General features: G+C 71.6%; 12 protein-coding genes. 8 read left to right on the top strand and 4 right to left on the bottom strand.

The features are described 5' to 3' along the window. Positions 1–5: 5 nt before the first annotated feature. Positions 6–1457 carry an NsdA family TPR-like regulatory protein gene (locus QOL88_RS14450; RefSeq protein WP_097216831.1) on the bottom strand — a complete coding sequence of 484 codons (1452 nt, stop codon included), beginning with the start codon at positions 1455–1457 and terminating at the stop codon, positions 6–8. A 297-nt stretch (positions 1458–1754) separates the two neighbouring features. Between QOL88_RS14450 and QOL88_RS14445 the strand changes: the two genes are divergently transcribed. Continuing rightward, on the top strand, positions 1755–2150 hold the full coding sequence (locus tag QOL88_RS14445; RefSeq protein ID WP_179879110.1) for a hypothetical protein: 396 nt from the start codon (positions 1755–1757) through the stop codon (positions 2148–2150). Positions 2151–2505: 355 nt separating this feature from the next. Next, a complete protein-coding gene (locus QOL88_RS14440) occupies positions 2506–3375 on the top strand; it encodes a spermidine synthase (protein WP_097216829.1) in 870 nt (289 codons plus the stop codon). Positions 3376–3417: 42 nt separating this feature from the next. Here QOL88_RS14440 and QOL88_RS14435 read toward each other — a convergent pair whose 3' ends face one another. Continuing rightward, complete coding sequence (locus QOL88_RS14435) at positions 3418–3948, bottom strand: hypothetical protein (RefSeq protein ID WP_097216828.1); 531 nt, start codon at positions 3946–3948, stop codon at positions 3418–3420. Positions 3949–4080: 132 nt separating this feature from the next. On the opposite strand from QOL88_RS14435, the gene QOL88_RS14430 reads away from it, so the two are divergent. From QOL88_RS14430 to QOL88_RS14405, 6 genes are all read left to right on the top strand, one after another. Beyond that, on the top strand, positions 4081–4779 hold the full coding sequence (locus tag QOL88_RS14430) for a response regulator transcription factor (RefSeq protein ID WP_097216827.1): 699 nt from the start codon (positions 4081–4083) through the stop codon (positions 4777–4779). Beyond that, positions 4776–6173, top strand: coding sequence for a sensor histidine kinase (locus QOL88_RS14425; protein WP_097216826.1), 1398 nt, complete (start codon positions 4776–4778; stop codon positions 6171–6173). The genes QOL88_RS14430 and QOL88_RS14425 overlap by 4 nt, the downstream gene beginning before the upstream one ends. A gap of 186 nt (positions 6174–6359) precedes the next feature. Beyond that, positions 6360–7673: an ABC transporter substrate-binding protein gene (locus QOL88_RS14420; protein WP_097216825.1), complete on the top strand. Its 1314-nt coding sequence runs from the start codon at positions 6360–6362 to the stop codon at positions 7671–7673. A 31-nt stretch (positions 7674–7704) separates the two neighbouring features. Beyond that, complete coding sequence (locus QOL88_RS14415; RefSeq protein ID WP_097216824.1) at positions 7705–8688, top strand: carbohydrate ABC transporter permease; 984 nt, start codon at positions 7705–7707, stop codon at positions 8686–8688. Beyond that, positions 8685–9626 carry a carbohydrate ABC transporter permease gene (locus tag QOL88_RS14410; protein ID WP_257027770.1) on the top strand — a complete coding sequence of 314 codons (942 nt, stop codon included), beginning with the start codon at positions 8685–8687 and terminating at the stop codon, positions 9624–9626. Before QOL88_RS14415 ends, QOL88_RS14410 begins: the two co-directional genes overlap by 4 nt. 27 nt (positions 9627–9653) lie before the next feature. Further along, a complete protein-coding gene (locus QOL88_RS14405) occupies positions 9654–10970 on the top strand; it encodes a glycoside hydrolase family 36 protein (protein ID WP_097216823.1) in 1317 nt (438 codons plus the stop codon). Positions 10971–11033: 63 nt separating this feature from the next. On the opposite strand, the gene QOL88_RS14400 is transcribed toward QOL88_RS14405, so the two are convergent. Both QOL88_RS14400 and QOL88_RS14395 read right to left on the bottom strand, forming a co-directional pair. Next, positions 11034–12470: a GH1 family beta-glucosidase gene (locus tag QOL88_RS14400; RefSeq protein ID WP_097216822.1), complete on the bottom strand. Its 1437-nt coding sequence runs from the start codon at positions 12468–12470 to the stop codon at positions 11034–11036. A gap of 110 nt (positions 12471–12580) precedes the next feature. Further along, the gene (locus QOL88_RS14395) at positions 12581–13489 is read right to left on the bottom strand and encodes a carbohydrate ABC transporter permease (protein ID WP_097216821.1); all 909 of its coding nucleotides are present in this window, start codon (positions 13487–13489) and stop codon (positions 12581–12583) included. Between the last annotated feature and the right edge of the window lie 8 nt (positions 13490–13497).

Below are 13497 nucleotides of genomic sequence, written 5' to 3'. Positions count from 1 at the left end.
GTCCCTCAGGCCGTCCGCGGCGCCGAGGCGTGCCGCTCCAGGAACGCCGACACCCCGGAGGCCCTGCGGTGCGGCAGCAGCACCCGCGCGGTCGCCGCCAGCATGGTCTGGACGCGGGACGACTGGACCTCCTCCAGGAGATCCAGCACCCGCATCCCCGCCACCGCCGCCTCGTCCGGCAGGCCGCCGCGCGCGAGGTCGTCCGCCAGCTCCGCCGTGTAGAGGGCGATGTTCCGCGTGAAGTGCGGATCCTGCAGCTCGGCGGCGCGCCGCGCGTGCCGTGCCGCCCGGGGCCAGTCGCCGAGCGTGGACCAGCACTGCGCCTCCAGGCCCTCCAGTTCGGCCTCCCCGTAGAAGGTCATCCACTCGGGGTCGGCGTCCGAGGGGCCCCGCTCGAAGAAGGCCTGCGCCCGGGCCAGTGCCTGTTCGCAGCCGACGCGGTCGGCCAGTCCGGCCCAACCGCCCGCCTCGCGCAGCGCGAGCAGCGACATCAGCCGGGCCGATCCCACCGGCCGGGCGACGCGCTGCGCGGCCTGGGCCGCACGGACCGCCTCGCGGGGCCGGCCCGCGTCGCGCGCGAGGAACGCCGTGTTGCAGAAGGCGTGCGCCTCAAGGCCCGGGTCGCCGGTCATCCGGGCGGTCGCGAGGGCTTCCGCGTAGTGCGAGCGGGCGTCGTCGAAGCGCCCCGAGTCGTGGGCCAGCCAGCCCACGGAGATGGCCAGTTCCCCGGCACCGGAGTACAGCCGGTCCGCCGTGGTCTGCCGGGTCGTCCCGGCGTCCAGCAGGGCGTAGGCGGCGCGCAGCGGCGCGGCGGCGCGGCGGTAGAGGCCGTCCGCCCCGTGCCGGTCGTCGAGCAGCCGGATCCGGCGGACGGCTTCTTCCAGGGCGCCCGCGTCGCTCGCCCCGGCGCGGTGCACGGGGCGCTGTGCTGCCGAGGCGTCGCGGGCGAGGCCGACAGGCCCCAGTGAGGCGGCGGCCACCGTGGCGCCTCCGCCGGTCATGAACGCGCGACGTAGCACGTCGCTCTCCTCGTAGGTGTCGTGCGGGTGGTACGGGTCGTACGGGTTCCGCGTTTCATACGGCTCGCACGCCCCGCTGGTCTCACTCGTGGCGTTCGCCGGGTTCGCGGTGCGCGTCAGGGGCGCGTCCTCGGTGTCGCGCGCCCGCCGTCCGCGTACCGACGAGCGGGGCGCGAACCCCAGGTCGGTGAGTGTGCGGCCTGGGTACATGTGCAGGAACACCCGTTCGTACGCGTAGTTGGGGCAGCGGATCTCGCCCGCCTCGACCCGGCCGATGTACCGCGCGTCACAGCTGACCTGCTCGCCGATCTCGAGCCCGGCCCGGCGGATCACCGCGGCGAACTCGGCCGGCGAGCGCTGTCCGCGCAGTCGCCGGAAGACGAGGTTCGGCCGTGGTGGCCGGTGGGGTTGAGACGAGGTCACCGTTGACGACGCCATGGCCGGGTCCTCCCGTGCGAACCGTCGAACCATGCCGGACTCAAGGCGACTTGGTGCGAGTTGTCCGCATGGGTGCCCCGTGTCCGGCGGGCAAGAACGTACCTGCTGTGATGGAGTCGCCACGCTGGGTTTGGCTACAAACCGGATATCTCATCCGTGATCTGCCATGAAGTGCCATCCTTTGCGGCTGACTTCCGCCGTAGCCGTTGACACCCTGCCGCGTTGAACATCGCGGACCGGGAGGCCCCCGACTCCCGACCGCTCGTCCAAGCAGGGGTTTTCGTGGTGGAGGCCGGGATGGACACCAGCCGGATCAACGATCCTCGTACGCCGCCGGGTACACCGGCGGCCGGCTGCGATGTGGTGAGGGTGCCGGCGCGGCAGGGGCTGGAGGCGGTCGACATCCTGCGGCGCGGGCCGGGGGACGCGGTGGGACCCGTGCTGCACGACGACGGCGGTGACACCCTGGGCTTCCTGGTGCCGCCGGGGACGGCCGCCGGGTGGGACGTGCCGGGCAGCACCTGCACGGAGACCGACGGGCGCGGACAGACCCTGGCACCCGAGCCTCCCGTGGCGGGCTCGGACTGGCTGCTGCCGCCCGGCGAGGCGGACCTCGCGACCGATCCGGCGGTGCTGCGCGAGGCCCTGGGGGAGGCCGCCCGGATGATCAAGGCGGCGGACAGCTGCCGCTGAGGCGCATCCGGCCGGCCGCCGCTGAGCCGCCTCGGCCACCTGCTGCTGACGGTCCCGGCCGGCTGTCGCTGAGCCGCCCCGGCCACCTGCTGCTGACGACCCCGGCCGGCTGCCGCTGAGCCGCCTCGGCCACCTGCTGCTGACGGTCCCGGCCGGCTGTCGCTGAGCCGCCCCGGCCAGCCCCCGGCCGGTCGCCGCTGAGCCGCCCTGGCCAGCCCCCGGTCACCTGCCGCCGACGCCCCCCGGCCGCGGCTGCCGCTGAACCACCCCCCGGCGCCTGTACGCGTCCGCGTCCCCGCATGCCGGGCCGACGGAGCGTACGTCCTGCTTAACAGCCCACCCCGATAATGGCCCCATGGGAAAGTCCAAGGGCGGCCGGCGCAGACAGGCCGGTGCGGAAGCCGTCGTCGAGAGCGTCGACGGTGGGCTCGCCGAGCTGATCCCCGACCGCGAGCGGGCCCGGGCCTGGACCCTGGTGATCGACGGGGCCCCGCAGTCGCACGTCGACCTGGACGACCCGGCGTACCTGTCCTTCGAGTACCAGCGCCGCCTCGGGCACGTGATCGACCTCGTCGCCCCGCCCGGCCGGCCCGTGCACGCCGTGCACCTCGGCGGCGGCGCCCTCACCCTCGCCCGCTACGTCGCCGCCACCCGGCCCCGCTCCACCCAGCAGGTCGTCGAACGGGACGGCACCCTCGTCCAACTGGTCCGACGCGCACTGCCGTTGGATCCGAACGCGCGCATACGGGTGCGCTCCACCGACGCCCGCGAGGGCCTCGCCAAGGTGCCGGACGGCTGGGCCGACCTCGTGATCACCGACGTGTTCAGCGGGGCCCGGACACCGGCCCACCTGACCTCGACCGAGTTCCTCGACGACGTGCGCAGGGCCCTCAAGCCCGGCGGGGTCTACGCCGCCAACCTCGCCGACGGACCGCCGCTCGCCCACCTGCGGGGCCAGATCGCCACCGCCGCCGCCCGTTTCGAGGAGCTCGCGCTGGTGGCGGATCCGGCGGTGCTGCGCGGCAAGCGCTTCGGGAACGCGGTCCTGGTCGCCTCCGACCACCCGCTGCCCGTCGCCGAGCTGACTCGCCTCGCCGCCTCCGACCCGCACCCCGCCCGCGTCGAGCACGGCAGGACCCTCACGGACTTCACCGGCGGGGCCGCGCCCGTCACGGACGTCGCGGCGGTGGCGTCGCCCGCACCACCCGCGTCGGTGTTCAGATGACCGTGTACGGCACCCAGCGGCCCCGATGACCTCGTACGGCGCTCAGTAGGTCCCGATCTCCACCCGCGGCGGCCCGTCGTGCCAGGTGCAGAACACCGACACCCGGTCCGCGCCCGAGGAGAACTCCACGCGGATCCACGACTCCGTCTTCCACACCTGCATCGACCAGCCCGCCCCGGGTGTCGCCGAGACGAGCGTGGCGGAGGTCCTGCCCAGATCGAAGACCGCCCGGCCGCCGTCGGTGTCGTAGCTCCTGACCCGGCCGGAGGCGGCGGGGGCGGTGCCGGGCGAGGACGTGGACGAGGACGGCGTGGGGGAGGGGGCCGGCTTCCCGGACGCGGACGCCGGAGGCGTGCTCGGCATCCGCCGCTTCGGCGGAGGCGTCCGTTCCGGCTCCGGCGTGGCCAGCGCCTTCGGCTCCCGCGTGGACGCGTCGGCGGCCTTGACGGGCAAGGCGCGCGGCGGGTCGTAGGCCGTTCCCGCCATCACCGTGTGGACACCCCACCACGACAGCGTGACCGCCGCGCCCGTGGCGAGCAGCCAGGCCAGTACGTGTACGAGTCCTCTGCGCATCGCGGGCCATACTGCCTCACGCGCCCCACGCGTGGCCTGCGAACGGCGCCCTGCGGCACCTCAGTTGTCCACAGCCGGGGAGTTGTCCACAGGCCCGCGCCCGGCTGTTCGAGATGGCGTACGGTGCGGCGCATGGCAAGTGTTCTCGTGGTCGAGGACGACCAGTTCGTACGCTCGGCGCTGATCCGGCACCTGACCGACGCCTCGCACACCGTGCGCAGCGTGGGGACGGCGCTGGAGGCGCTGCGCGAGGTCGCCCATGTCCGCTTCGACGTGGTGATCCTGGACCTCGGACTGCCCGATCTCGACGGGTCCGAGGCCCTGAAGATGCTGCGCGGGATCACGGACGTGCCAGTGATCGTCGCCACGGCCCGGGACGACGAGACGGAGATCGTACGGCTGTTGAACGCCGGGGCGGACGACTACCTCACCAAACCTTTCTCGGTCGAGCACCTCTCGGCCCGGATGGCGGCCGTGCTGCGCCGCGCCCGCTCCGGCGCCGGGGAAGGGGAGCCGTCCGCCGTGATCCGGGTCGGCGGCCTGACCGTCGACCCGCTGCGCCGCCAGGCCGAGCTGGACGGCGCGCGACTCGACCTCACCCGCCGCGAGTTCGACCTGCTCGCCTTCCTCGCCGGCCGGCCCGGCGTCGTCGTCCCCCGCAAGGAGCTGCTCGCCGAGGTGTGGCAGCAGTCCTACGGCGACGACCAGACCATCGACGTCCATCTGTCCTGGCTGCGCAGGAAGCTGGGCGAGACGGCGGCCAGCCCGCGCTATCTGCACACCCTGCGCGGCGTCGGCGTGAAGCTCGAACCACCGGGGGCGCCACGATGAGGTGGGCCCTGGTCAAGGTGTCGCTGGCGGTGACCACCATGGTCGTGCTGGCCTTCGCCGTGCCGCTCGGGCTCGTCATCCGCGAGATGGCCCGCGACCGTGCCTTCTCCAACGCCGAGCGGGAGGCCGCGGCCGTCGCCCCCGCCCTGTCCATCACCACCGACCGCGACCAGCTGGAGCGGGTCGTCGCCTCGGCCGGCTCCGACGCGGGGATGGCCGTGCACCTCCCGGCGGGTGACGGCCGGGAGGCCCTCGATCTGGGGCGCCGCCGCGCCGCCGACGAGGACATCGCGGCCGTGCGGAAGCTGGGCCGCGCCTCCACCACCGGCGTCACCGGCGGCTGGACACTGCTCCAGCCGGTCGCCCTCAGCACCGGCAAGATCGCGGTCGTCGAGGTGTACGTGCCGGAGTCCGACGTCACCAACGGCGTGGGGACCGCCTGGGCGGTGCTCGCCGGGGTCGGGGCGGCGCTGATCCTCGGCTCGGTCGCGGTCGCCGACCGGCTGGGCGTGCGCATGGTCCGGCCCGCGCGGCGCCTGGTCGAGGGAGCGCACGACCTGGGGGAGGGCCGGTTCGGCGCCCGCGTGCCCGAGGAGGGCCCGAGCGAGCTGCGCCTCGCGGCGGTCGCCTTCAACTCGATGGCCGACCAGGTCGTCCAGCTCCTGGCCAACGAGCGGGAGCTCGCGGCCGACCTGTCCCACCGGCTGCGGACACCCTTGACCGTGCTGCGGCTCAACACCGCCTCACTGGGGGAGGGTCCGGCCGCGGACCAGACCCGGACCGCGGTCGAGCAGCTGGAGCGCGAGGTCGACACCATCATCCGTACGGCCCGGGAGGCCAAACCGCAGACGGCCGCGGCCGGCCCGGGCGCCGGGTGTGACGCGGCCGAGGTGGTCCGGGAGCGGATGGTGTTCTGGTCGGCGCTCGCGGAGGACGAGGGCCGCAAGTGGCGGGTGGCCGGGGCCGACCGGCCGGTGCGCATACCCGTGGCCCGCGCCGACCTGGCCGCCGCACTCGACGCGCTGCTGGGGAACGTCTTCCGGCACACCGCGGAGGGCACCGCCTTCGCGGTCGACGTGCACAACGGCGAGGACGCGGTGATCGTCCTCGTCTCCGACGCGGGCCCCGGCATACCCGACCCCGAGGCCGCGATGGCGCGGGGCCGCGGCTCCGGCAGCGACGGCTCCACCGGGCTCGGCCTGGACATCGTGCGCCGGCTCGCGGAGTCCACCGGCGGGGACGTACGGCTCGGATCATCGGTGCTCGGCGGCACCGAGGTGCGGATCTGGATCCAGCTGGACGGCCGTGCTCCCGCGCGCGGAGGGCACCGGCAGATGCGGCGCCGCCGCCCCGGCAGGTTCGCCGCCGCGTACCACCGCTCCCGGTCCCACTGACCGCCCCCCGCAGGCGGCCTTCACAGGACGGTCACGTTTCGACAAATGAAGGGAACGGCTCTTGACGCATGACCGGACATGCGGCTGTCATTGCGCCACCGTGTTCGGTCAAGTTGATTTCTGGTCGATTGCGGCTGGAATTCACGCCACACCCTCGTGGCCGAACCCTGCCTTCAGGAGCCGTCCATGCACGACCTCTCTCCCTCCGGTTTCTCCCTCCCCGCTCCCAGCCGCCGCACCCTGCTGCGAGGAATGGGCGGCGCGGCCCTGCTCGGCGCCGGCATACCCCTGCTGAGCGCCTGCGGCGGCAGCGGCTCGTCGGCCGACCCGAAGACGGTCAGTCTCGGCTCCAACTCGTCCGACGCCGTGCCGAAGAAGGCGTTCGCGGAGATCTACGCCGCCTTCACCAAGAAGTCCGGCATCAAGGTCGACGTGAACACCAAGGACCACAACACGTTCCAGGAGCAGATCAACTCCTACCTGCAGGGCACGCCCGACGACGTGTTCACCTGGTTCGCCGGCTACCGCATGCAGTTCTTCGCCTCGAAGAAGCTGGCCACGCCCATCGACGACGTGTGGCAGAAGATCGGCGGCAACTTCCCCGAGGCGATGCAGAAGCTCAGCAAGGGCGACGACGGCAAGTACTACTTCGTGCCGCTGTACACGTACCCGTGGGCGGTGTTCTACCGCAAGAGCGTCTTCGCCCAGCACGGCTACAAGGTCCCCACCACCTGGGACGACCTCGTCGCCCTGTGCAAGCGCATGCAGAAGGACGGGCTCGTCCCGATCGCCTTCGGCGACAAGGACGCCTGGCCCGCGATGGGCACCTTCGACCAGATCAACTTCCGCACCAACGGCTACGACTTCCACGTCGAGCTGATGGCCGGCAAGGCCTCCTGGACCGACCCCAAGGTGCGCAAGGTCTTCGACCACTGGACGGAGATCCTGCCCTACCACCAGGAGGGCGCGGTGGGCCGCACCTGGCAGGACGCGGCGCAGACGCTGGTGGCCAAGAAGGCCGGCATGTACCTCCTGGGCACCTTCGTCGGCCAGCAGTTCACCAATAAGGCCGACCTCGACGACCTGGACTTCTTCGCCTTCCCGGAGATCGACCCGCAGTTCGGGCAGGACACCGTCGAGGCACCCACCGACGGCTTCATGCTCTCCAAGGCCCCGAAGAACCACGCCGGCGCCGTCAAGCTCCTGGAGTACCTGGGCACGCCCGAGGCCGAGCAGATCTACCTCAAGGCCGACTCCAGCGTGGTGGCCGCCTCCACCAAGGCCGACACCTCCTCCTACACCGCGCTGCAGAAGAAGTCCTTCGAGATGATCTCCGGCGCGAAGAGCCTGACGCAGTTCATGGACCGCGACTCCCGCCCGGACTTCACCTCGACCGTGATGCAGCCCGCGCTGCAGAACTTCGTCCGCAACCCGAAGAACATCGACAGCATCCTCTCGTCGATCGAACGCCAGAAGAAGACGATCTTCGCCTCCTCCTGACCGAACGCGGAACGACGACTCGGATCACGACATGACCGCCACCCCCGCGAAGGCTCCGGAGCCGGCCACCCCGCCGGCTCCGGGGCCCGCCCCCACGTCCCCGTCCGCCAAGGTGCCCCACGGGCACCGGCGGCTGCTCACCCGCCGCGACCGCGTCACGCTCGGCCTGATGGCGGGCGTGCCCACGATCCTGCACGTCGCCCTGGTGTGGCTGACGGCGCTGGCCTCGATCGCACTGGCCTTCACCACCTGGGACGGCATCGGCTTCGACTCCATCAAATGGGTCGGACTTCAGAACTTCCGTGAACTGTTCACCAGCAACCCGCAGTTCTGGCCCGCCGTCGAGCACAACGTGATCTGGTTCGTGGTGCTCATCCTGCTGCCCACGCCCTTCGGCCTGTTCCTCGCCGTGCAGCTGGACAAGAAGATCCGCTTCAGCCGCGTCTACCAGACCGCGTTCTTCCTGCCGGTCGTGATGTCGCTCGCGGTCATCGGGTTCGTCTGGCAGCTGATCTACAACCCGGACACGGGCCTGATCAACAGCATCATCGGCGCCAACAAGCCCGGCCACTACATCGACTGGATCGGCGACCCGGACCTCAACCTGTGGGCCGTGCTCGTCGCCGCGTCCTGGCGGCACGCCGGCTACATGATGATCCTCTACCTGGCCGGCCTGAAGAGCGTCGACCCCGCCCTGCGCGAGGCGTCCGCCCTGGACGGCGCCGGCGAGTGGCAGACGTTCAAGAACGTCATCTTCCCGACCCTGCGCCCGACCAACACCGTCGTCCTGGTCGTCACGATCATCGAGGCGCTGCGCGCGTTCGACCTGGTCTTCGTCTTCAACAAGGGCGCCCAGGGCACCGAACTGCTGTCGATCCTGGTGACCAACAACATCATCGGCGAGTCCAGCCGCATCGGATACGGCTCCGCGATCGCCGTCGTCCTGCTGGTGATCTCGCTCGCGGTGATCATCCCGTATCTGATCGCCACCTTCCGGAAGGAGCGGCGCGCATGAGCTCCCACCCGTCGCCCCCCACCACCCTGCACGTGGCGCTTCGCGCCGCCCCTTCGAACTCTGGCGGCCCGCGGGCGCAGCGCACACCGATCCGCCCCGCCCGGATCCTGCTGCACACCTTCCTCGTCGTCACCGCCCTGGCCTGGCTCGCCCCCCTGCTGTGGGCGCTGCTCGCGGCGATGCGGCCGTACGCGGAGACCAGCACCAGGGGCTATGTCTCCTGGCCCGACAAGCTCACCTTCGACAACTTCACGAACGCCTTCCAGCAGTCGGACATGCTGCACTACTTCGGCAACACGCTGCTGATCGCCGTCCCGGCCGTGCTGCTGACGCTGCTGCTGTCGTCGATGGTCGCCTTCTACGTCAGCCGCTTCGACTTCCGGGTCAACCTGTTCCTGCTGCTGGTGTTCACGGCCGGCAACCTGCTGCCCCAGCAGGTCATCATCACGCCGCTGTACCGGCTGTACCTGCTGATCGACCTGCCCGGCATCACCATGAGCGGCAAGCTCTACGACTCCGCGCTCGGCCTGGTGCTGATCCACGTGGCGTTCCAGTCCGGCTTCTGCGCCTTCGTGCTGAGCAACTACATGCGCTCCCTGCCGCACGAACTCACCGAGGCCGCCCTGGTCGACGGCGCCTCCGTCTGGCGCCTGTACTGGCAGATCGTGCTGCCCCTGTGCAAGCCGGCCATGGCCGCCCTGGCCACCCTGCTCTCCATCTGGATCTACAACGACTTCTTCTGGGCGATCGTCCTCATCTCCACCGGCGAGAACATGCCGATCACCTCGGCGCTGAACAACCTCTCCGGCCAGTACTTCACCGACCCCAACCTGGTCGCCGCCGGAGCCCTGCTCACCGCGATCCCGACCCTGATCGTGTACTTCGCACTCCAGCGCCAGTTCGTCAGCGGCCTCACCCTGGGCGCCAACAAGGGCTGACACCCACCTCCCCGAAAGAGAACCTCCGTGCACCACCCCTTCACCCCGGTCGCCTCCGTGCCGGTCGATCCCCGCAAGGCGCGCGTCCACGAGGAGGGCTGGCAGTCCTGGAGCCCCAGCGGCGCCTACGCCCTGGACGCAACGCCCTACCGCCCGACCAACGCCAACTGGGCCACGGTCTGCTACCGCCCCGGCGTCACCGCCCCCGCCGGCACCTTCCAGGGCGAGGGCCTGCTCGCCCTCGACCCCGGCGACGGCTCGCCGGTCCGGCTGTGGGCGGCGGCCGAGCCGACACGTGAGGTGCCGTCGATCCGGCTGGTCACCGGGGACGGCCGGGTCGCCGAGATCAGCGCCGACGGGCCGGTGAAGGAGTGGACCGGCCCGGACATCCAGACGGTCCTGGGCGAGTGGGCCACCGGCCTCGGCCTCGACGCCCCCCGCCCGGCACCGACCGTCTGGTGCTCCTGGTACGAGTACTTCACGGGCGTCACCGAGGACGACATCCACGAGAACCTCCGCGCGATGGACACCCTCGACCTGCCCGTCGACGTCGTCCAGATCGACGACGGCTACCAGCGGGCCCTCGGCGACTGGCTCACCCTCTCCGGCCGCTTCCGCTCCCGCGCCGGCATCGCCGAGAAGATCCGCTCCCGCGGCCGCCGCGCCGGCATCTGGACGGCCCCGTTCCTCGTCGACCCGGCGAGCGACCTGGCCGCCGCGCACCCCGACTGGCTGGTCCGCGACACCACCGGCGGCTTCGCACACGCCGGCCGCAACTGGGGCCACGACCTGCGCGTCCTGGACACCACCCACCCCGACGCGGCGGCCTACCTGACCGAGGTCTTCACGACCCTGCGCGCGGAGGGCTACGACTACTTCAAGACCGACTTCCTCTACGCGGGCGCCCTGGACGGCGTACGCCACGCGGACGTCGACGCCCTCACGGCCTACCGCGCCGGCATCGGCCTGATCCGCGACGCCATCGGCGAGGACGCCTACCTCCTGGGCTGCGGCGCGCCCCTCCTCGCCTCCGTCGGCCTGTTCGACGCGATGCGCGTCAGCCCCGACACGGCACCCCACCGCCGCCCCGAGGCCGATGACTACAGCCAACCCGGCCAGGACCCGGCCGAGTTCACGGGAGCGGCCCGCCAGTGGCAGCATCACCGCCTCTGGATCAACGACCCGGACTGTCTGATGGCCCGCCCGGCGGTCGAGACCCGCGAACAGTGGGCGGCGCACGTGGAGTCCACCGGGGGCCTGATGGCCTCCAGCGACCGGCTGCTGTCCCTGGATCCGTGGGGCGTGGAGACGACGCGGCGGCTCCTGTCGGGCGCCCGCCGCTGAGAGACGGGCCGGGGCGCGGCACTCCCCTAATCGTGCCGCGCCCCACCCCCGTTCCCCCGTCGGTCAGACCGCCTCGGCCTCGGGCAGCGCCCCGGTCCGCGCCGCCCGGCCGTACCACAGGGCGCTCGTCTTCGGCGTGCGTTCCAGCGTCGCGTAGTCCACGTAGACCGCGCCGAAGCGCTTGCCGTAGCCGTACGACCACTCGAAGTTGTCCATCAGGGACCACAGGAAGTAGCCCCGGACGTCCGCGCCGTCCGCGATGGCCCGGCGGACCGCCGACAGGTGGCCGTGCAGATAGGCGACCCGCTCCGGATCGTGCACCCGGCCGTCGGAGTCGATCTTGTCGTCGTAGGCCGCGCCGTTCTCCGTGATGTACAGCGGCAGGCCCGGCGCCTCCCGGGTGTAACGCATGATCAGCTCGTGCAGACCGGTCGGGTCGATCGTCCAGCCCATCTCCGTGCGGTCGCCGGGCGTCTGGTGGAAGGCGACATCGTCCGCGGCCGGCCACGGCGAGTGGTCGCTCGACCCGTGACCGTCGGCGCGCGGCGCCTTCGCCGACGCGTCCGCCGCCGAGACCAGCGAGGGCGTGTAGTAGTTGAGGCCCAGCGCGTCCAGCGGCTGGTTGATCAGCTCCAGGTCGCCGTCGAGGACGAAGTCCCAGTCCGTGAGGGACGCCGTCGCCACGTACAGCGACTCCGGGTAGGCGCCGTGCAGCATCGGCCCGTGGAACACGCCGTTGGCCAGGTCGTCGATCCTGCGGGCCGCGTCCAGATCCGCCGGGTTCTGCGAAAGCGGCCGCACCACCGAGGAGTTGAGGCTGATCGCGACCGTGTTGCGGGCCGGCATCACCGACCGCAGCGCGGACGCGCCCAGCCCGTGCGCCAGATTCAGATGGTGCGCGGCACGCAGCGAGGCCGCCGGGTCCGTACGGCCCGGGGCGTGCACCCCGGAGGCGTAGCCCAGGAACGCGCTGCACCACGGCTCGTTGAGCGTGATCCACTGCTCCACCCGGTCGCCCAGCGCCTCGCCGACGATCTGCGCGTACTCCGCGAACCGGTACGCCGTGTCGCGCTCCGGCCAGCCGCCCGCGTCTTCCAGATCCTGCGGCAGGTCCCAGTGGTAGAGGGTCACGGCCGGCTTGATGTTCTTGGCCAGCAGCTCGTCCACCAGCCGCCGGTAGAAGTCCAGGCCCTTCTGCACGGCCGGGCCCCGCCCGGTCGGCTGCACCCGCGACCACGAGATGGAGAAGCGGTAGGCGCCCAGGCCCAGCTCCGCCATCAGCGCCACGTCGTCGCGGTAGCGGTGGTAGTGGTCGACAGCGATGTCACCGTGGTCGCCGCCGACGGTCTTGCCCGGCGTATGGCTGAAGGTGTCCCAGATCGACGGCGTACGGCCGTCCTCCCGCACCGCACCCTCGATCTGGTACGCGGACGTCGCCGCGCCCCACAGGAAGGCGGGGGGAAAGGTCACCGGAGTGGCCGGGTACTCGGAGTCAGGCATGGAAGCGCTCCCAGGGGGTCGTATGGACCGACGAGTGGAGGGGGGAGGGGGGAGGGGGGAGGGGGGAAGGGGCCGAGGCGGCTGTGGCTCGGCCCCTGGGAAAGCAGGACTCAGCCCTTGACGGCGCCCTGCATGATGCCACCGACGATCTGCTTGCCGAAGATCGCGAAGACGATCAGGAGCGGCAGTGTGCCCAGCAGGGCGCCGGCCATGATCAGCGACTGGTCGGGGGTGTAGCCGCGGCCCAGCCCCGCCACCGCCACCTGCACGGTCGGGTTGCCGGTCTGGGTCAGGACCAGGAAGGGCCACAGGAAGTCGTTCCAGGTCTGCACGAACATCAGCATGCCCAGGACGGCCATCGCGGGCCGCGCGGTCGGGAACACCACGTGCCACACCACGCGCCAGCTGCTCGCGCCGTCCACCCGGGCCGCCTCGATGATCTCGTCCGGCAGCGCCTGGATCAGGTACTGCCGCATGAAGAACACACCGAACGCGCTCACCAGCGACGGGAAGATCACCGCTTGGAGCTGGTCCGTCCAGTCGAGCTTCGCGACCATCATGTACAGCGGGATGATGCTGAGCTGCGGCGGCACCATCATCGTGCCGATCACCACCAGCATCGCCGCGCCGCGGCCCTTGAAGCGCAGCTTGGCGAAGGCGAATCCGGCGATCGTCGACAGGAAGACGATGGTGAACGACGAGATGCCGGCCACCAGCGTGGTGTTGAGGAACGCCTCGCCCAGGTTGGCGTCCGTCCAGGCCACTTCGAGCTTGTCGAAGAGGCCGGAGCCGAACCAGAACGGCGGCGGGGTCTGCGCCAGGCGCTGGTTGTCGCGCGAGGCGGCGATAGCTGTCCACACCAGCGGGAACAGCGAGATGACGGTGAAGAGGGCAAGGATGACGTACGCCAGCGGGCCGGCGTGCAGCTGCCCGCCCGCGCGTGCCGCCTTCATGCCACGTGAGCGCTTCGGCGGCTCCGGGACCGCGTCGGCCGGGGGTTTCGTCAGGGTCGTCGTCACGGCCGGTT

Source organism: Streptomyces sp. Ag82_O1-12 (assembly GCF_900182715.1).
GTDB classification, from domain to species: domain Bacteria; phylum Actinomycetota; class Actinomycetes; order Streptomycetales; family Streptomycetaceae; genus Streptomyces; species Streptomyces massasporeus.
This window is presented reverse-complemented; position numbering and strand designations above follow the sequence as displayed.

Bases quoted from the DNA above. Each gene is read 5' to 3' on its own strand.
- QOL88_RS14425 (WP_097216826.1), top strand. From the start codon at position 4,776: ATGAGGTGGGCCCTGGTCAAGGTGTCGCTGGCGGTGACCACCATGGTC.
- QOL88_RS14420 (WP_097216825.1), top strand. From the start codon at position 6,360: ATGCACGACCTCTCTCCCTCCGGTTTCTCCCTCCCCGCTCCCAGCCGC.
- QOL88_RS14450 (WP_097216831.1), bottom strand. From the start codon at position 1,457: ATGGCGTCGTCAACGGTGACCTCGTCTCAACCCCACCGGCCACCACGG.
- QOL88_RS14400 (WP_097216822.1), bottom strand. From the start codon at position 12,470: ATGCCTGACTCCGAGTACCCGGCCACTCCGGTGACCTTTCCCCCCGCC.
- QOL88_RS14435 (WP_097216828.1), bottom strand. From the start codon at position 3,948: ATGCGCAGAGGACTCGTACACGTACTGGCCTGGCTGCTCGCCACGGGC.
- QOL88_RS14445 (WP_179879110.1), top strand. From the start codon at position 1,755: ATGGACACCAGCCGGATCAACGATCCTCGTACGCCGCCGGGTACACCG.
- QOL88_RS14410 (WP_257027770.1), top strand. From the start codon at position 8,685: ATGAGCTCCCACCCGTCGCCCCCCACCACCCTGCACGTGGCGCTTCGC.
- QOL88_RS14415 (WP_097216824.1), top strand. From the start codon at position 7,705: ATGACCGCCACCCCCGCGAAGGCTCCGGAGCCGGCCACCCCGCCGGCT.
- QOL88_RS14440 (WP_097216829.1), top strand. From the start codon at position 2,506: ATGGGAAAGTCCAAGGGCGGCCGGCGCAGACAGGCCGGTGCGGAAGCC.
- QOL88_RS14430 (WP_097216827.1), top strand. From the start codon at position 4,081: ATGGCAAGTGTTCTCGTGGTCGAGGACGACCAGTTCGTACGCTCGGCG.